General features: G+C 64.7%; 18 protein-coding genes and 1 pseudogene. 8 read left to right on the forward strand and 11 right to left on the reverse strand.

Annotated elements, in window-relative coordinates; all coding sequences use genetic code 11:
• Positions 1–174 precede the first annotated feature (174 nt).
• The gene (pdxR, locus tag AC3WRR_RS17395; protein ID WP_492297544.1) at positions 175–1,587 is read right to left on the reverse strand and encodes a MocR-like pyridoxine biosynthesis transcription factor PdxR; all 1,413 of its coding nucleotides are present in this window, start codon (positions 1,585–1,587) and stop codon (positions 175–177) included.
• Positions 1,588–1,674: 87 nt separating this feature from the next.
• On the opposite strand from pdxR, the gene AC3WRR_RS17400 reads away from it, so the two are divergent.
• Both AC3WRR_RS17400 and AC3WRR_RS17405 read left to right on the forward strand, forming a co-directional pair.
• Positions 1,675–2,091, forward strand: a complete 417-nt coding sequence (locus AC3WRR_RS17400) for a cupin domain-containing protein (protein ID WP_492297545.1) — start codon at positions 1,675–1,677, stop codon at positions 2,089–2,091.
• Between the two features lie 9 nt (positions 2,092–2,100).
• Entirely contained in the window at positions 2,101–2,556 is a 456-nt protein-coding gene (locus AC3WRR_RS17405) for a carboxymuconolactone decarboxylase family protein (protein WP_010812652.1), read from the forward strand.
• A 318-nt stretch (positions 2,557–2,874) separates the two neighbouring features.
• Here AC3WRR_RS17405 and AC3WRR_RS17410 read toward each other — a convergent pair whose 3' ends face one another.
• Together AC3WRR_RS17410 and AC3WRR_RS17415 are read right to left on the reverse strand one after the other, a co-directional pair.
• Positions 2,875–3,897, reverse strand: coding sequence for a class I fructose-bisphosphate aldolase (locus tag AC3WRR_RS17410; protein ID WP_492297547.1), 1,023 nt, complete (start codon positions 3,895–3,897; stop codon positions 2,875–2,877).
• Positions 3,898–3,982: 85 nt separating this feature from the next.
• The gene (locus AC3WRR_RS17415) at positions 3,983–4,318 is read right to left on the reverse strand and encodes a DUF3175 domain-containing protein (RefSeq protein WP_010812650.1); all 336 of its coding nucleotides are present in this window, start codon (positions 4,316–4,318) and stop codon (positions 3,983–3,985) included.
• A 225-nt stretch (positions 4,319–4,543) separates the two neighbouring features.
• Between AC3WRR_RS17415 and ilvD the strand changes: the two genes are divergently transcribed.
• The 3 genes from ilvD to AC3WRR_RS17430 all read left to right on the forward strand — a co-directional run bounded on the left by ilvD (position 4,544) and on the right by AC3WRR_RS17430 (position 7,226).
• Positions 4,544–6,403, forward strand: a complete 1,860-nt coding sequence (ilvD, locus tag AC3WRR_RS17420; protein WP_492297549.1) for a dihydroxy-acid dehydratase — start codon at positions 4,544–4,546, stop codon at positions 6,401–6,403.
• A 43-nt stretch (positions 6,404–6,446) separates the two neighbouring features.
• Complete coding sequence (locus tag AC3WRR_RS17425) at positions 6,447–6,629, forward strand: RraA family protein (protein WP_231881477.1); 183 nt, start codon at positions 6,447–6,449, stop codon at positions 6,627–6,629.
• A gap of 165 nt (positions 6,630–6,794) precedes the next feature.
• A complete protein-coding gene (locus AC3WRR_RS17430) occupies positions 6,795–7,226 on the forward strand; it encodes a hypothetical protein (RefSeq protein ID WP_037025644.1) in 432 nt (143 codons plus the stop codon).
• 111 nt (positions 7,227–7,337) lie between these two features.
• On the opposite strand, the gene AC3WRR_RS17435 is transcribed toward AC3WRR_RS17430, so the two are convergent.
• The gene (locus AC3WRR_RS17435) at positions 7,338–8,264 is read right to left on the reverse strand and encodes a LysR family transcriptional regulator (RefSeq protein ID WP_010812646.1); all 927 of its coding nucleotides are present in this window, start codon (positions 8,262–8,264) and stop codon (positions 7,338–7,340) included.
• A gap of 146 nt (positions 8,265–8,410) precedes the next feature.
• On the opposite strand from AC3WRR_RS17435, the gene AC3WRR_RS17440 reads away from it, so the two are divergent.
• Positions 8,411–8,815, forward strand: a complete 405-nt coding sequence (locus AC3WRR_RS17440; RefSeq protein ID WP_010812645.1) for a RidA family protein — start codon at positions 8,411–8,413, stop codon at positions 8,813–8,815.
• Positions 8,816–9,134: 319 nt separating this feature from the next.
• Here AC3WRR_RS17440 and AC3WRR_RS17445 read toward each other — a convergent pair whose 3' ends face one another.
• From AC3WRR_RS17445 to AC3WRR_RS17455, 3 genes and pseudogenes are all read right to left on the reverse strand, one after another.
• Positions 9,135–9,599, reverse strand: a complete 465-nt coding sequence (locus tag AC3WRR_RS17445; protein ID WP_492297552.1) for a YaiI/YqxD family protein — start codon at positions 9,597–9,599, stop codon at positions 9,135–9,137.
• Positions 9,600–9,713: 114 nt separating this feature from the next.
• Positions 9,714–10,648 (reverse strand): annotated as a pseudogene (locus AC3WRR_RS17450) (LysR family transcriptional regulator).
• A gap of 11 nt (positions 10,649–10,659) precedes the next feature.
• Positions 10,660–12,009 carry an MFS transporter gene (locus tag AC3WRR_RS17455; protein WP_492297554.1) on the reverse strand — a complete coding sequence of 450 codons (1,350 nt, stop codon included), beginning with the start codon at positions 12,007–12,009 and terminating at the stop codon, positions 10,660–10,662.
• A gap of 318 nt (positions 12,010–12,327) precedes the next feature.
• Between AC3WRR_RS17455 and AC3WRR_RS17460 the strand changes: the two genes are divergently transcribed.
• Together AC3WRR_RS17460 and AC3WRR_RS17465 are read left to right on the forward strand one after the other, a co-directional pair.
• On the forward strand, positions 12,328–13,236 hold the full coding sequence (locus AC3WRR_RS17460; protein ID WP_492297556.1) for an NAD(P)-dependent oxidoreductase: 909 nt from the start codon (positions 12,328–12,330) through the stop codon (positions 13,234–13,236).
• Positions 13,237–13,285: 49 nt separating this feature from the next.
• Positions 13,286–14,716, forward strand: coding sequence for an aldehyde dehydrogenase family protein (locus tag AC3WRR_RS17465; RefSeq protein ID WP_492297557.1), 1,431 nt, complete (start codon positions 13,286–13,288; stop codon positions 14,714–14,716).
• A 109-nt stretch (positions 14,717–14,825) separates the two neighbouring features.
• On the opposite strand, the gene AC3WRR_RS17470 is transcribed toward AC3WRR_RS17465, so the two are convergent.
• The 4 genes from AC3WRR_RS17470 to AC3WRR_RS17485 all read right to left on the reverse strand — a co-directional run bounded on the left by AC3WRR_RS17470 (position 14,826) and on the right by AC3WRR_RS17485 (position 17,545).
• On the reverse strand, positions 14,826–15,026 hold the full coding sequence (locus tag AC3WRR_RS17470; protein ID WP_492297559.1) for a thiolase family protein: 201 nt from the start codon (positions 15,024–15,026) through the stop codon (positions 14,826–14,828).
• 66 nt (positions 15,027–15,092) lie between these two features.
• Positions 15,093–15,881 carry a phosphonate ABC transporter, permease protein PhnE gene (gene phnE / locus AC3WRR_RS17475; RefSeq protein WP_231881478.1) on the reverse strand — a complete coding sequence of 263 codons (789 nt, stop codon included), beginning with the start codon at positions 15,879–15,881 and terminating at the stop codon, positions 15,093–15,095.
• A gap of 3 nt (positions 15,882–15,884) precedes the next feature.
• Positions 15,885–16,706: a PhnE/PtxC family ABC transporter permease gene (locus AC3WRR_RS17480; protein WP_010812638.1), complete on the reverse strand. Its 822-nt coding sequence runs from the start codon at positions 16,704–16,706 to the stop codon at positions 15,885–15,887.
• On the reverse strand, positions 16,703–17,545 hold the full coding sequence (locus tag AC3WRR_RS17485) for a phosphonate ABC transporter ATP-binding protein (protein ID WP_010812637.1): 843 nt from the start codon (positions 17,543–17,545) through the stop codon (positions 16,703–16,705). The genes AC3WRR_RS17480 and AC3WRR_RS17485 overlap by 4 nt, the downstream gene beginning before the upstream one ends.
• Positions 17,546–17,549 lie beyond the last annotated feature (4 nt).

Here is a 17,549-nt window from a genome sequence, read left to right on the forward strand (position 1 = left end):
GGGGGAAAACTTCACTGACTTCCTCATGGCTCCATTCTCTCAACGATTGGAGCCTCCTCAAAATCCGGGGCGGTTCAGTGAACGCCATTTTTTCTGGTCCTGGGACTTAAAAAAGCACCAAAAAGCTGAAGAATTCGTGTACCACCGTTCCCATGTGCTGTCAGTGCCTTTGCGCTAGGAGAACTTGCTGATCAGGTGTTGCAAGCGATCACAGGCAGCCGGCAGCTGCTGTTCAATCGCTGTCGCAACACCAAGGAGCAGTCCCGATCGCTGCGTAGACGCCGAGCAATACCACCCCGACAACGGGGCGGGCGCAAGGCCGTAGGCATAGGCTTCCCGAGCGATCGTCTTGTCGTCGGCGCCATCGGGAAGCCTCATCACCACGGCAAGTCCGGCCGGATAGGCCTGGAATCCCCTGGACCTCAGCGCAGCCAGCAGTGCATGGCTTCGGCCTGCATAGATGCGCTTCATCCGACGCAAGTGTCGGATATAGTGCCCATCCCGCATGAATTCAGCAGTTGCCATTTGCACTGCCGGTCCGGGCGCTGAAGCAAGGCAGGCCACGGCTTCATCGAATCGGGCTACCAGGGAGGCCGGCACCACGACAAATCCAAGCCGCAGCGTCGGACTGATGGTCTTGCTGAAGGACCCGATATGAATCACCCGCCCCGCACGATCGAGTGACGCCAATGCGGGAGCCGCGCGGCGTGTCAGCTGGAGTTCGCCCAGGTAATCGTCTTCGATGATCCAGGCATCCGCGCGTGTCGCCCAGTCGAGGATCTGCACCCGACGAGCGAGCGACAAGGTAGGACCCAGAGGCGCTTGTTGGCCCGCGGTGACCAAAGCCACCGCGGCATCTGGTGCGTGCGTTTCACCGTAGCTGACATCAATGCCTTCTTCGTTTACCGGGATGGGAACCGTTGCGAGCCGGGAAATTTCCAATGCCCTGCGGCTGGGAAAAAATCCCGGGTTCTCGACCCATGCCGTCCGGCCTTCGGCCTGAATCACTCGCAGCGCCACACCGAGCGCCCCTGAGCATCCCGCCGTAATGAAAATCTGTGAGGGCTGGCATTCAATGCCGCGTGCCAGGGCCAGATGCGCTGCAATCTCTCGTCGGAGTTCATGTTCGCCTCTTGGGTCCGGATACGCTGCAGGCGCTTCGACTTCGTCGCGTGCCGCACGGGCTCGCAGCCGCGAAAACAATGTAGCCGGGAAGCAGTCCGATGCCGGCACGCCCATTTGAAAGACCGCAGGTCCGGGCAGGAAATGCTGGTACAGCTCGGATCGCAGATCAGACTCGATGGAACGCGCACGCTCCGTGATCGGGCTCGCGACGGCAGCATGCTCAGAGACTCTGGTCCCCCAAGCGCGCGATGAAACGACCAGTTGTGCGTCGGCCAGCCGCTCATATGCAGTCTTGACGGTGCCTCGGGCAACCCCGAGTTGTGCGGCAAGATCTACCCAGGACGGCAGTCTGGCACCGGGAACGAGTACCCCGTTCTCAATGGCGCCGGTAATGCCGAGCCGAATCTGCTCCGCCAGTGAAGTTTTCGACGCGCGGTCAAGCTTCAGATCCAGGAGTCCCATAGCCTCTGGTACATCAGGAAATTGAATTTTTGGTTCTTTTTTATGAACCTCCGGGAGAGCATGATTCTAGCCTCACAGGAGATAAACATGAAACTTCAGCGCATTCTTCGCTCTCTCGTCGCGGCTACGAGCATCGCCTTCGCCGGGGCTGCCGCTGCACACACCGTTGGCGATACGGTCAAGCCGAATTTCTCCCGGGCGATTCCCAACATCCCGGGCAAGTCGCTCATCGCCGTGGAGGTCCTTTATCCGCCCGGAGGCGCTTCGCATCCTCATACCCATGCCAAGTCGTCATTCATCTATGCATACGTCGTCTCGGGCAGCGTCGCCAGCAAGGTGAACGACGAGCCGGAACGCGTATACAAGGCTGGTGAGAGCTTCTTCGAGGAGCCAGGCGCACGCCATCCGGTGAGCCGCAATGCGAGCAAGACCAAGCCGGCAAAACTGCTCGCCGTGTTTGTCGTCGATTCAGACGACAAGGAACTGACGATCAACGACAAGTAGGAGTTTGAAATGAGACTGGATTACACCAAAGCATCGCCAGGCGGTGTGAAGGCATTTGGCGGCGTGTACGGCTATGTCATGCAGTCGGGCCTCGAAGACGTCCTCGTCGAGCTGGTCTATCTGCGCGTGAGCCAGATCAACGCGTGCGCTTATTGCCTGGACATGCATACCCGTGACCTGATCAAGAAGGGCGCTACGCCCGAGAAGCTTGCGCTCGTGCAAGCCTGGCGCGAAGCGGGGCCGTTGTTCACTCACCGCGAAAAGGCCGCACTCGCATGGGCCGAGTCGGTCACCCTGGTGGCGGACACACACGTGCCCGAGGAGGAATTCCAAGTCGCGGCCGCGGCGTTCAACGAGAAAGAGCTCGCTGACCTCACGATGGCTATCAGCCTGATGAACGCCTATAACCGGCTCGCCATCAGCTTCCGGCGCGCCCCCGAGTCCGCACTGGCCGCCAAAGACTGATGCTTGTTGTCCCTCGGGTGCCGGGTGAAGTCTGTTGAGAAGCGCGCCTTTAGGGGCGTTTCCCTTTTGGGGGCACGTAGCCCCCGAGTTGCGCTTCGCAGCTTTCCATTCAGAGGCCCGCTTCCTTTCCGAACGGGGCGCCCGTAGTTCACGTACCGACTGACCGGAACTGGGCCGGTACCGGTCGGCCGGCCTGTCCACATCAGTATCCAGTTGCTGAGGCGAGCCAGGATCGCGGGCACTGGCGTATGCGGAATTTGCCGCGCTGGCTGCGGGGCTGCGCGCCTGCGCCGAAGGAGCGCAGGCGCATCGGCAAGCTCAGCCTGCGGCGTTCTCCTGCGCCTCGTCGTATTGACCCAGGCAGGCCATGGCATTCAGCCGTGAGCGCTGCAGCAGCACCCGTTGCGCTTGCGCGGCGTTGGCGGCGTCGCCGCGCCAGGCGAGCAGGGGCGGCTCCTGCAAGGCGCGCCCGTAGGAGAAGGACAATCGCCAGGGCAGCGGGGCAAGCCGGTTCATGGCGTCCAGATTGACGGTGGCCTCGGTGGGCGTCTGGCCGCCGGACAGGAAGAAGATGCCCGGCACCGCCGCCGGCACCGTGCGCCTGAGCACCTGCACGGTCTGCATGGCGACCTCGGCCGGGGCCGCGTGCCCGGCCTCCTTGCCGGGCAGCACCATGCTCGGCTTCAGCAGCATGTGCTCGAGCACCACCGCATGCCGGTGCAAGGCATGAAAGACTGCATGCAGCACGGCCTCGGTGACCTCGGCGCAACGCGCCATTGAGTGCGCGCCGTCCATCAGCACCTCGGGCTCGACGATGGGTACCACGCCTGCTTCCTGGCAGATCGCGGCATAGCGTGCCAGCGCTTCCGCATTGGCCTGGACGGCAGCCCAGCCCGGCAACTTGTCCGACACGTTGTAGACCGCACGCCACTTGGCAAAGCGCGCGCCCTGCTGGCGATAGCCGGCAAGCCGCTTGGCCAGCCCGTCGAGACCCTCGGTGACCTCGTCCCCGGGTGCCAGGGCGAGTGCGATCTTGCCCTTGTCCACCTTGATGCCGGGCACGATGCCCTGGCGCGCCGCCAGTTCCGGCAGCGGCGTGCCATCGTCGGCGCGCTGGCCCAGGGTTTCCTCGTACAGGATCACGCCGCTGATGAACTTTCCAAGGCCTGGGCTCGACAAGAGCAGGTTGCGCCACGCGCGGCGGTTTTCCTCGCTCGACTCCACGCCGATGCGTTCGAACCGCTTGGCGATGGTCGGCCCGCTCTCGTCGGCCGCCAGCAACCCTTTGCCCGCTTGTGCCAGGGCGTCCACGGTGGCTTGCAGTTCGCTTTTTCTGTCCATGATCAGGCTCCGTGCAGGTGACATAGGAACAAGCATTGGCGCGAAAACGCCGTCGCGCAAGCCAGGTGGGGCACGTAGCGCCTGCCTAAGGTGGCCGCCCGAACGCTTCGCGCAGCTTGCCCTTGGCCTTTTCCAGCGTGGCGCGACGCGCCCTGGGCAGATGGCGGCCGGCACGATTGATGTAGAAATTGAGCATCGACATCGCCGACTGGAACGCCGTGCCCTTGCGGCGCCGGCTGCTCACGGCGGAACGCTTGAGCGAGGCGGCAATTTCCTCGGGGTTGTCCGAGGCGAAGATGTGCGGTTCGAGGTCCAGCGCGTCGCTGTGCTCTGTTACCTGCTGTGACCAGCGCCGCCCCTTGCTGGCGCCAGCTTTGGCGCGGCCCTTTGCCGGCCGGCGGGTGGATTTCGCGGCAGCCATTTCCGGTCCTCCCATAGCTTTATCGGGATCCGTCTAGCCTAGGCAACTTCTCGCCGTCCCGGGGGGCTCAGGCGGGACCGGCGCGTGGTGGCAAGACGGCCCGGGCGGTGTGGGATAATTGCGCCTTTGCCCAGGGCGCAGCTCAAGAGGTTGTTCGCACGGGCGCGCAAGGGTCCTTATTCCTGTGGCCCGCTTCCTTTCTGCGATATTTCTTTAGCAATAAAAATGCCCACATACCGTTCCAAAACCTCCACCGCCGGCCGCAACATGGCGGGGGCGCGCTCGCTGTGGCGCGCCACCGGCATGAAAGACGAAGATTTTTCCAAGCCCATCGTCGCGGTGGTCAATTCCTTCACCCAGTTCGTGCCCGGGCACGTGCACCTGAAGGACCTGGGCCAGCTGGTCGCGCGCGAGATCGAGGCCGCGGGCGGCGTGGCCAAGGAGTTCAACACCATTGCGGTCGATGACGGCATCGCCATGGGCCACGACGGCATGCTGTATTCGCTGCCCAGCCGCGACATCATCGCGGACTCGGTGGAGTACATGGTCAACGCGCACTGCGCCGACGCCATGGTGTGCATCTCCAACTGCGACAAGATCACCCCGGGCATGCTGATGGCCGCAATGCGGCTCAACATCCCGGTGATCTTCGTCTCCGGCGGCCCGATGGAAGCCGGCAAGACGCGCCTGGCCAACCCCGTCACCAAGGCCATGGAGTTCAAGAAGCTCGACCTCGTGGACGCCATGGTGATCGCCGCCGACAGCGCCTATTCCGACGCCGACGTGGCCGAGGTGGAGCGCTCCGCCTGCCCCACCTGCGGTTCGTGCTCGGGCATGTTCACCGCCAACTCCATGAACTGCCTGACCGAGGCGCTGGGCCTGTCGCTGCCCGGCAACGGCACCGTGGTGGCCACCCACGCCGACCGCGAGCAGCTGTTCAAGCGCGCGGGCAGCCGCATCGTGGAACTGGCGCGCCAGTACTACGAGCAGGAAGACGAGCGCATCCTGCCGCGCTCGGTAGGCTTCAAGGCGTTCGAGAACGCCATGACGCTGGACATTGCCATGGGCGGTTCCACCAACACCATCCTGCACCTGCTGGCGATCGCGCGCGAGGCCGACATCGACTTCAGCATGACCGATATCGACCGCCTCTCGCGCGTGGTGCCGCAGCTGTGCAAGGTGGCGCCCAACACCAACAAGTACCACATCGAAGACGTGCACCGCGCAGGGGGCATCATGGCCATCCTGGGCGAGCTGGAGCGCGCCGGCAAGCTGCACACTGACGTGCCCACGGTGCATGCCCCCACGCTCAGGGACGCGCTGGAGCGGTGGGACATCAGCCGGACCCGGGACGAAGCCGTCAGGAACTTCTACCTGGCCGGCCCGGCGGGTGTTCCCACCCAGGCGGCGTTCAGCCAGAACACGCGCTGGCCCAGCCTGGACCTGGACCGCGCCGAGGGCTGCATCCGCTCCTACGAGCACGCCTTCTCCAAGGAAGGCGGCCTGGCGGTGCTGACGGGCAATATCGCGCTCGACGGCTGCGTGGTGAAGACCGCCGGCGTGGACGAGAGCATCCTCGTGTTCGAAGGCACGGCCCACGTCACCGAGTCGCAGGACGAGGCGGTGGAGAACATCCTCAACGACAAGGTCAAGGCCGGTGACGTGGTGATCGTGCGCTACGAAGGCCCCAAGGGCGGCCCCGGCATGCAGGAGATGCTCTACCCGACCAGCTACATCAAGTCCAAGGGCCTGGGCAAGGCCTGCGCGCTGCTGACCGACGGCCGCTTCTCCGGCGGCACCTCGGGTTTGTCCATCGGCCACTGCTCGCCCGAAGCTGCGGCCGGCGGCGCCATCGGCCTGGTGCGCGACGGCGACAAGATCCGCATCGACATTCCCAACCGCACCATCAACGTGCTGCTGTCCGACGAGGAACTGGCGAGCCGCCGCGAAGAGCAGAACGCCAGGGGGTGGAAGCCGGCCAAGGCGCGTCCGCGCAAGGTGTCTGCTGCGCTGAAGGCTTATGCCAAGCTGGTGATGTCGGCGGATAAGGGGGCTGTGCGGGACTTGTCGTTGCTGGATGACTGATCCCGGGGCGAAGCTTTGCTTCGTTTGCCGATAAGGCCGCTCTTTGGAGCGGCTTTTTTTTGGTTCTTATAAGAACGCGCCCCGTGGCTGGCCTTCGATCGATCCAGGAAATTCGTTTGCTGGCTATTGGGGCGAAGTGCTGACGGTCGCGGCCGAGGCGGCGGGTATTGCCGCACTGGTGATCGACGGCGGCGTACGCGATATCGCGGCACTTACCGCGCGGTGACGGCGAAAGCCCACATGTTTAAGCGATTCATGCCGCCAAGTAAAAGGAGGCTGGACGCTCCAGGCCCGAGATGCAGTCCTATGGTAAGGTTGCTGGCATGAGTTTACGGACTTCAACCAGTGACGCATGGGCCGCAGCTATGTGGTGCTGGGAGAGTGATGCAGCGTGAGTGATGCGAAGCAGGATGCGCGGCGCGCGCCGCCGACTGAGAGAGTTTCAACCAGCAGGGCTTTGCGCCTGAGCGTGCCGCCAGAGGCCAGGCCTGCGCCGGTCAACGGGAAAGACTGGCTGCGACAGAGGAAAGAGCAATTGCAGGCTGCCCGTGCCGCTGCCAGGCAAAGGCGCGATCTGCTAAGAGCCGAAATCATGTCGGCCGTGCAAGATGTTGCCCGAGAGGAACGCACTGCTGCGCGGCTGGAGGCTGAACGCCTGAAGGCGGAAGCCAGGACCGCGCGGGCCTACGCGCGGGAGGACGCACGCGCCGCCGCCAAGTTCGAGCGCGGCCAACCAACCCGCTCGGCGTCCAAACGAAAGACGCTTGCTAACGAGAAACGCAAGCTGGTTTCTTACGCTGATCTGTTGCGGATGCGTGGGTGATCCGGTCATTCCATGGGTCTTGAAACGGACGGTTAATCCGATCCGCCTGCGGGCCACTCTCCGCCGCGGCCAGACTGCCTGATAAAAAGCGCTGCCGCAACATCGCGCGATTCATGGATGGTGCAGGGGCAAACGCGATACGTGGCGTTCCATCAATTCGCCCACCCAATCAATAAACACCCTAAGCTTCATGCTGACGTGCCTGTTTGGCGGATATACCACGTACATGGGCATGGGGTCGAGGCGCCAGCTCTCCAAGACCGGCACTAGCTCGCCGCGCGCCACATATTCCCGGGCCATGTAGTGCGGCAGCCAAAGGACACCTACGCCGGCGAGACCCGCCGCGAGATAGGCATTGCCATCATCGAGCGCGGCCAGATAGCGGCCTCGGACACTGATGCTCTCGCCTTCGCGTTGCATCGTAACCGCTGCGACCTTGCCGCTGCTGGCTCCCAGGAATCCGACGATGCGGTGGTGGGTGTCTTGCAGCTCGCCCGGATGCATTGGCGTGCCCGCTTGCTCGAGATAGCCGGGGGCTGCGTAGACACCGAGCCGTAGCTCGCCCACGCGGCGCGCTTGCAAGGAGGAATCGGTCAACTCCCCACCCCGCAATACGCAATCCACGTTGTCGCCAATCACGTCCACCATCCGGTCGCTGACGCCGATGTGAAGCTGAATATCGGGGTAGCGCGCATAAAACGTCGGCAGCGCGGGCACAAGGATCCTGAGTGCGAACGGGCTGGGCACATCCACCCGCAAGCGTCCCCGCGGGGAAGTGGACGCAGTCGACAGGCTCGTGTCGGCGTCTTCCAGGTCGGCAAGTAGCCGCACCGCACGCTCGTAATAGGCAGCGCCATCGGGCGTCACGCTGACCTGCCGGGTGGTGCGATTGAGGAGTTTGACGCGCAGTCGGGCCTCCAGTTGTTGAATCAACTGAGTCACGGTGGTCTTGCTGATCTGCAGCGTCTGCGCTGCCTTGGTGAAGCTGCCGGCCTCGACCACGCGGACGAAGGCCTGCAGGGCGTCAAAACGGTCCACGTCTGCCCCCCGATGTCTCGACCATTGTTTGGTAATTGCAAACAGTGATTGTACGTCTCGCTCGTTTATTCGCGAGGAGCGGACCTCTACAGTGTCTGCGCTGCGCAGTAAATTCACTGACTCAATTCCATCCAAGGGAGAGACCCATGTCTGCACGTGACGTTGTGTTTCCGGCGGGGCGGCAAGCGCTATACGAGCGCAACCGGTACTCGCCTGCCATTCGTTCCAACGGCTTTCTGTTTGCTTCAGGCCAGGTGGGCAGCCGGCCAGACGGTTCGCCCGAGCCCGATCTGGAGGCACAGGTCGGGCTCGCGTTCGACAACCTTGACGCGATCCTGTCAGCGGCGGGCTGCACCTTCAAGGATGTGGTCGACGTGACGGTCTTCATTGTCGACCCCGAGAAGCACTTCGAGCGAATCTGGACGGTCGTCAGAGAACATTGGGGCGATGCGCCATACCCGACGCTGACGGGGGTCGGCGTGACATGGCTCTACGGCTTCCAGTTTGAGATCAAGGTGATCGCCAAACTGCCTGGCCCGGTGTCCGACTAGCTGAGCGGAAGCACTGCCACAGAGGAGGGGAGCGCCGTAGTGTGGGGAACCGGATTCGTCAGACTGCGTTTTCCGAAAAAACAATGACAAATTAGCTGATGACGTCGCCGTGCGCCCGCCCAGGAACCGGAATTAACGAGACTGCGCTGACGAGAATGGCTGGACTGCGCGGCAGACGCCATTCGACGCACATTCATTCGCTCTGCGAAGCGAAAAAAAGGGACACAGGATGGCCACCGCCGCCATCCGAGATTCCTTTAAGCCACCGGCCCGTGCCGAACATCTTAGGCTCACTATTGCGTTGCTGTGGCCACATGCCTCAGGCGGCGCCGCCCGGCGGCGCATGGCGTGCCAGGAAGCGGTCCAATTGGCCAGCGAACGCCTTGCTGTCCTGCTGGGCGTACGGTGCCGGTCCGCCGGTATCCACGCCCGAGTTGCGGAGTTGTTCCATCACCTCGCGCATCGTCAGGCGCTCCTGGATGTTCTCACGGCTGAACCAGCTTCCTCGCGGGTCGAGCACATAGGCGCCCTTGTCGAGGGCGGCGGCGGCAAGAACGATGTCCGCGGTAATCACGAGGTCCCCGCTGCTGACCAGCTCGACGATACGGTCATCGGCGACGTCGAAGCCCGCAGGCACTTGCAGTGACTTGATGAAGCGCGAAGGCGGCGTGCGCATGTACTTGTTGGCAACCAGCGTGACGCACACTTCGACACGTTGTGCGGCCCGATACAACATTTCCTTGACGACAACCGGGCAGGCGTCTGCGTCAACCAGTACTTGCATCGCGGCACTTCCAATGGGGGAGGGAACGCTCATATTACTGCCTGCGCTTCCCGTTCGTTTGTTATTCGGCCAACGCCTGGTCCGGCGGTAGCCGTTCCGAACCCATCTTCGCTTTCACTTCCCCCGCCGCTGCGCATCCCGCCAGCCCCGCGATGCAGTCCCGAGTTCCTTTCCAGTCAATACGAAGTCAGGGGAATCAAGCAGGCGCGAAATCGCCAGATCCAGAAATTCCCGCACGCGCTTCGGTTGTGCGGTGCGGCTTCCGTAGTAGATGTGCAGTCCGATGTGAGCACTCATGTGCTGGAGCAGCACGGGTACCAGTCTGCCGGCACGGATGTGTGCCGCCGCGGAGAAGTTTGCGAGCTGGCCGATCGCTTGCCCGGCGAGCACGGCCTGCAGTTCGAGTTCGGTGTCGTTGGTCGAGAATGCCGGGGACATCAGCCTGTGCTCGAGCTTGCCATCTACCGTCAAATACCAGGGCGATACCGTGCCGGTTGCGGGGTGTCGAAAAACAGCGCATCGGTGGGCGACCAGGTCGTCCAGTGTGGCGGGAACGCCGTGGCTAGCCAGGTAGGCCGGTGCAGCGCACACGATCATCTGGATCAGGAACAACTGGCGGCCGATCACGCCCTCGTTCGGCGAAATGCCGATCCTGAAGCCGACATCCATGCGATCCAATACCCAGTTGCCAATGCCGTCGTCAAGCTGGATGTCTGGCTGGATGTCGGGATACGTCCGGCAGAACTTATCGAGCACCGGCATGAGGATGGGCGCGAAAGACGACTTTGGACCCACGATGCGCAGGGGCCGGCAATGTCGTCCTTGGCTTCGCGGGCAATGGCCAGTGCCCGGTCCAGCGCCGCGATCGCCGGCTGGGTGTTCTCGGGCAGGCGCTGTCCTTCTTCGGTAAGCGCCAGGTTGCGCGTGGTGCGGTGGAGCAGGCGAACGCCCAGATGCTGCTCCAGTTGTGCGATCGCCTGGGCGACGCGGCTGGCAGCTGCGCCCAATGCGGTCGATGTCATGCCCGCCGGGGCGCACTCTGCTCGCACCGTGGCATCGTCTAGTCCAGGATTTTTCCCTTCGTCTCCGGCATGAAGGCGTACACGAGAAAGCTCGCCGCGCAGACTGCGGCGATATAGACCCAGCTGTAGTCGGCCCAGCCCGCATTCGACATCGACGTCATGATGTACGGCAGGGTGCCGCCGAACAACGTCACCGAGACGGCATAGGGCAGCCCCACGCCGGTTGCGCGTACCTCAGCGGGAAACTGTTCGGCCATGACCGCCGCGGCGGTAGAGGCATAGCCGCACGAGAGCAGCATGCCCACGCTGACGATGGCGGTCGACAACCAGAAATCATTGGCCAGGAAATGCAGGCCGGGCCAGGCGAACAATGCCGAGCCTCCGGCGAACACGAGCAGGACAGGCTTGCGTCCGACGCTGTCCGCCAGCTTGCCGATGAGCGGAATCGCCACCAGCGACAGGACGATGGAGATCACGCTGGCACTGAAGGCATCCTGGAGGCTTTGACCGGTCCGCACATGCGCCAAGGTCGGGAACAGCACTAGCCAGAGGTAGAGCGACAGGTTGCCTGCCATGGCGATGCCGACCACGCGCAGCGACGCCCGCCAGTGCCTGGTGACGACCAGCAGCGAGGGGTGTGCGGCGGCGCGGTGGGCGACATTGCGCTGGAAGGCCTCCGTTTCCGCCACCGACTGCCGGATCCATAGCGCCACCAGCCCCATCAGGCCTGCGATCGCGAATCCGAGCCGCCAGCCCCACGCCGCCATCGCCTGCGCATCGAGCGCGCGTGTCAGCACGTAGCCGATCAGGGCGGCTACCAGGACACCGGCATTGATGCCGAAGTACTGCCAGGAACCGGCGAAGGCGCGGCGCGAAGGCGCGGCCGACTCGACAAGGTATGTCGAGGCCGATCCGAATTCCCCGCCGGCCGCGAAACCCTGCACCAGCCGGGCCAGCACCAGGATGACGGGCGCCGCCATGCCGATGGCCACGTAGCCGGGGCAGACCGCGATCACCACGGTGCTGCCGGCCATCAGCGCCACGGAGAGCGTCAGACCCCTCTTGCGCCCATGCCGGTCGGCATACGCGCCCAGCACGGCGCCGCCGACGGGCCGCATGATGAAGCCGACTGCGAACACGGCGAATGCCGACAGCAGCGACACCATTTCATTGTCGGCGGGGAAGAAGTGGCGCGAGAACAGAGAGGCGAAGGTAGCGTAGATCACCCAGTCGGCGAACTCCACGATGGTACCGAGCGTCGCTGCCGCGATCGCCTTCTTCTGCGTGCGGGTGAGGGGATTCGTGCGATCGACTGCATCTGCTGGCAGGGTCGTTTCCATGCCGTCTCCTTGAATCATGTTGTGTGGTATCGCGCCGCCCAGGGGCATGGCGCACTGGCGTCCCTGGGCGCATGGCCCACGGCACGTTCGCGCATCGTAGGAGGGGAAGAGTGGCGCGTTCAAACGACTTTTTCTCCGATTACGTTTGAGCTTTCAGCAAGTGACGGAGCGGCGGAAATCGCCGGGGAACGATGTGGCATGAAGCGGGACGCGTGCTTGAGAGGAACTCAATCGAACCGGCCCGAAATGTCGATTGAAGCGGCGCCGCGGCGCCCCTAGTATCCGATGGCACACGCAGATGGCGCGTGTCGCACCATCGATACCACGACAAGACTGCGCTGTACCGGCAGCGCCAGGAGACACTGCATGACGACGTTCGGCTTTATCGGCTTGGGTGCCATGGGAAGGCACATGGCCCGGCATCTGGTTCACCGGGGATTGCCGGTGACGGTATTCGACAGCAACGCGCAGGCGGTCGATGACCTCGTTCGCATCGGGGCGACGCGCGGCGCCAGCGTGCGCGACGTTGCAGAGCGCGCGGAAGTGGTCATGGCTTGCCTGCCTACGCCCGATATTGTCGAGCAGGTCGCCGTAGGCGCGGGCGGCGTCGCGGGCGCCAGCGCGGTGAAGGTCTTCGTCGACCATTCGACAACCGGTCCGACCGTGGCGCGCCGGGTCGCGGCCGAGTTGTCGGTGCACGGCATCGAGGCGTTGGACGCGCCGCTGGCCGGCGGCGTGGCGGGTGCCGAGGCGGGTTCGCTGAGCGTGATGGTCTCGGGCGATGCCGGGGCATTTGCCATTGCGCGACCGGCATTCGAGGCATTCGCCGGCGACGTCGCGTATCTCGGCGCGCAGCCAGGGCTGGGGCAAACGCTCAAGCTCGTCAACAACATGATCGCAGGCTCGGCGCTGGTCACCGCCGCGGAAGCCGTGCTGTTCGGTGTGAAGGCAGGCATCCCGGCGGAAGCGATCCTCCGGGTCCTGTCGAGAAGCGCTACGGCTCGCGGCTTTGCTGTCCAGACGTTGCTTGCCGATATAGTCCTGTCGCGCAAATTCGACTTCGGCTTTCGCATGGACCTCATGCGCAAGGACATGCGCCTGGCTCTCGGCGAGGCCGAGGCTGTAGGCGCACCGATGTTCGCGTCCGCCGTCGTCAAGCAGTTCTTCGATGTGGCCGTGGCCGACGGCGCGGGAAGCGACGACATGACCCGAGTCGTCCAACAGCTCGAGAAGCTGGCGGGGGCCACGATCGGGCCAGCCTGCGGGCAATCATGAGGCACTGCGCGACCGCGACGCCTCCAGTCAATTCTTTTTCGAGGAAGCCATGAACAGGGTGCTGAACTACATCAACGGGAAGGATCTGCCGCCATCGACAGGCCGGTATATCGAGAAGACGGATCCGCGCACCGGTAACGCGCTATGCGAGGTGGCCGACAGCGGCAAGCCCGATATGGACGCCGCCGTTGGCGCGGCGATGGCGGCGCTGCCCGCCTGGCGCGCCATGCGCCCCGCCGAGCGCGGCCGCATTCTGGTGGAGATAGGCCGCGCGGTGCGCGACAGCGTCGGTACGCTGGGCCGCATCGAGAGCGCCGAGACCGGCAAGCCGGGCCGCGAGATGCCGCAACTGATGGTGCTCATCGCCCAGTACTTCGAGTTCTACGGCGGAATCGTCAATACGATGGATGGCGAGGTCATCAACGCCGGTCCGGACTATCACGTCTACACGCGACGCGACCCGTTTGGCGTGATCGGCGTGATCCTCCCGTGGAATGCACCGCTGCACCAGGCCGCCCGCGCAATTGCGCCCGCGCTTGCCACGGGCAATGTGATCGTGGCCAAGCCGTCGGAATTCACATCCGGCTCGCTGATTGCCTTCGCGAAGCTGGCAGAGGCGGCGGGACTGCCGCCCGGCGTCCTCAATGTCGTGGTCGGCACCGGGCCGTCGCTCGGGCCGGCAATGGCCGGGCACCGCGACGTGCGCAAGATCTCGTTCACGGGCAGCACGCGTGCGGGCAGGGAACTCGGACGGATCGCCGCTGACCGGGTGCTGCCGCTGACGCTGGAATTGGGCGGGAAGTCGGCCAATATCGTCTTCGATGACGCCGATCTTGATGCCGCGGCGAAGGGATGCACTACCGCTTTCATCTGGAACGGCGGACAGTGGTGCGCCGCCGGCACGCGCCTGCTCGTACAGTCGTCAATCCACGATGCCTTTGTCGACAAGCTGCTCGCAGCGGTCGCGGGCGTGCGCGTCGGGCCAGACGCTGAGGCCTCCTATGGACCGATGACGACCCGCGCCCAGTTCGACAAGGTCCGGGAAAGCTTCGACGCGGCCCGCCGCCTCGGCCTCGTTCCGGCCGTGGGGGGCCGTGCAGCGCAAGCGCTGGAAGCGGGGGAGGGTTGGTTCATCGAACCGACTGTTTACCTGGGAGTCACAAACGACATGGAGATTGCGCGTGAGGAGATCTTCGGGCCCGTGCTCAGCGTTATCCGCTTCGAGGACGAAGCAGACGCCATCCGCATCGCGAACGACTCCGACTATGGGCTGGCTGCCGGCATCTGGAGCCGCGACATCGGCCGTGTCCATCGCGTAGCCGGCGCGCTCGAGGCCGGCCGGATCGTCGTGAACGAGTACAGCGGCGGCTTTGTGCAAACGCCTTGCGGTGGCTTCAAGCAGAGCGGGCACGGACGCGAACAGGGCGTCGAGGCGCTCGCGCACTACACGCAACTGAAGAGCGTGATCATTCGCTTGTGACCCCCTTGGCACCCGGAGGAGCAGGTCGAGCGGAGCAGGCATTGCATAATCGGCCTCGCACAGGACAGTCCGGCCTGTGCGAGGCCGTCCCTGGTGCTCCGCTTGCCGCTTACGCGATCTCGAACAGGGCGGCGGCACTCGCGCCATCCGAGAGCTGACTGGCGTTGCTGGCCGTAATCACGCCGTCGTCGATCACGGGCTTCAGCGCGGCAAGGCTATCCAGCATCGTCCCCGGACGATTGCCCTCATCCTTCTCCAGCGTGACCGGCTTGCGAAACGTCTGGCCTGTCGTTGCGTCAGTCACCAGCATCTGGGCGGAGGGCGCAACAATGATTCGTGGACGTAGGGGGTAACCGCAAGCGTCGCCGGCGCCGCTTCACGAATGCCGGCCACCCCTCATGATCGCGCTGGCCGTGTCGACCACGGCCGCCAGGGCAAGCATGGCGATGATCACCGTGCAAGCCTGGGGCAGATGGAACAGGGACAGCTCGAAATACAACATCTGCCCAAGCCCGCCGGCGCCGACAAAGCCAAGGATTGCCGCCACGCGGATATTCGTTTCCCAGCGGTACAGGATGTAGGCCAGAAACTGGGGCCATACGCAGGGCAGCGTCCCGTACATGAAGACCAGCGCGGCAGGAGTGCCCCCTTCCATCAGCGCGCGGGCGGGTGCGCGCGGCGCATTCTCCAGCGCCTCGGCGAATAGGCGACCGAGCACGCCCGCGGTATGCAGTGCCAGGGCGAGGGTGCCGGCAAACGGTCCAAGGCCGACTGCGAGTACGGTCAGGGCAGCCCATACCAGCTCGGGGATCGAGCGCAACAGGTTCAGTAGCAAGCGCGACAAGGCGCGCAGCGCATCGCCGTAGAGCCCGGAAGCCGGTAGTGCCAGGCCAAAACCCAGCACCGCCGCACACAGCGTGCCCACTGCGGAAACCGCGAGCGTTTCGAGCATGCTGCCAGCGGTTCTGGCCAAAAAAGCGGGTGACAGCTGCGGCGGGAAGAACGTCAGCAGGAAGCGCGCCATCTCGGCTGCAGCGTCCGCGGAAAAAAGCTGGCCCAGATCGAGCGACAGATACGCGAAGCTGCCCGAAACCGCGGCGGCCACCGCGATCAGGGTGAGCAGGCAGCGCATGCAGAATTGAGCGGCCTTGACCTTGTGCGCCATGATTCAGTCGAGCAGCTTGCGCAGGTGCGCGCTGAGCGCGTCCGCCAGCAGGACCAGCAGCAGGAACACTAGCAGGATGGTCGCGGCTTCCCCGCCGTTGAGCAGTTTCATGGCCTGGTCCATCAACTGCCCAAGTCCGCCGGCGCCAACGAAGCCCATGACCACGGAAGCCCGGATGGCACATTCCCAGCGGTAGACGGTGTACGAGACCAGCTCCTGCGAGGCATGGGGAAGCAGCCCATAGAACAGTGCCGCCAGGCGCCCGCTGCCGCTGCCAAGCAGGGCATCCACGGCGCGTTTGTCGCTGGATTCGAGGATTTCCGCATAGACCTTTGCCAGCATGCCGCCATAGGTGATGGCCAGGGCGAGCACGCCCGCCGCCGCCCCCAGGCCGAGGGCGCGCACGAAGACCAGTGCCCACACCAACTCCGGCACCCCGCGCAGCAGCAGCACCAGGGCGCGCACGCCAGCGCGCACCGCCATGCGCGGCTTGCGTCCCCGGCCGGGGCCGATGCGCGACACCGACAGGCTGCCCGTCAAGGCCACGGCCAGAGGTGTTGCGATCACAAAGGCGAGCGCAATGCCCGCGGTGGCGATCGCCAGCGTTTCCAGCGTGGCGTTGACCACAAGCCCGAGGAATCCGGGCGAAACCTCGGGGGGAAGGAAGTTGCGCACGAAGGCGCCCATCACCTTGAGGTTTCCGGTGTCGAACAAGGCTGAAGGGCTGAACCGGGACAGCTGCAACAATGGCCACAGCAGAAGCAGCGCGAGCACCAGGCCGCTGGCGCGCCGCAGCGCCTGGGGATCGCGCGGGTGGGCGGTCATCGGCACGCCGGCCTGGGTTGGGTGTCGCCACCGATGGCGGCGCTCGCACCTGCCGCGATGCTCGTCAGGGCCTGGCTGCCCTGTACCGGTGGCGATGCGCTTTCGGAGGCATAGAGTTCGCGCAGCAGCGCGTCGGTGACGCGCTCGGCCGGCAGGTCGAAGGCGATCTCGCCCGCCTTCAGGCCGACGATGCGGGGAAACCAGCGCAGCGCCAGATCCACTGCGTGCAGGCTGGCGACCAGGGGCACCGCGCGTGTATCCGCTTCCCTGCGCAGCTCGCCCAGGGTGAGGTTGGCCAGCACCGGGTCCATTGCCGAGACCGGTTCGTCCGCCAGGATCAATTCCGGGCGCTGGTAAAGCACGCGGGCGACGCCAACGCGCTGCAGCTGACCGCCCGAGAGCTGGTCGCACCGGTCGAACAGGCGGTCGGCCAGCTCAAGGCGGGCGAGCTGTTCGCCGGCACCATCGATGTCTGCCGGATAGACCAGCGACAGCAAGGATTTCCAGGCGGGCCAGATGCCCAGGCGGCCGGCAAGGATGGCCGTGACCACGCGCTGGCGCGGCGGCATCGGCGGCGCCTGGTGCACCATGCCGATGCGGCAGCGCAACTGCTGCAGGCGTGCGGCGGATACCGCCCAGGGGCTTTGCTCCAGCACCTCCACACGGCCCTCGCTTGGCCGCAGCGACGTTGCCAGCAAGCGCAGCAAGGAGGTCTTGCCGGCTCCGGACGGACCGATGACGGCGATGGGCTCGCCGCGGCTGGCCGCCAACGTGATCTGGCTGAGCGCACGCTGTCCGTTGGCGTAACTGACGCTGGCGGCGTCCAGGCGGAAGCTCATCAGA

The organism is Cupriavidus sp. FW305-3-2-15-C-LB2 (assembly GCF_058787575.1).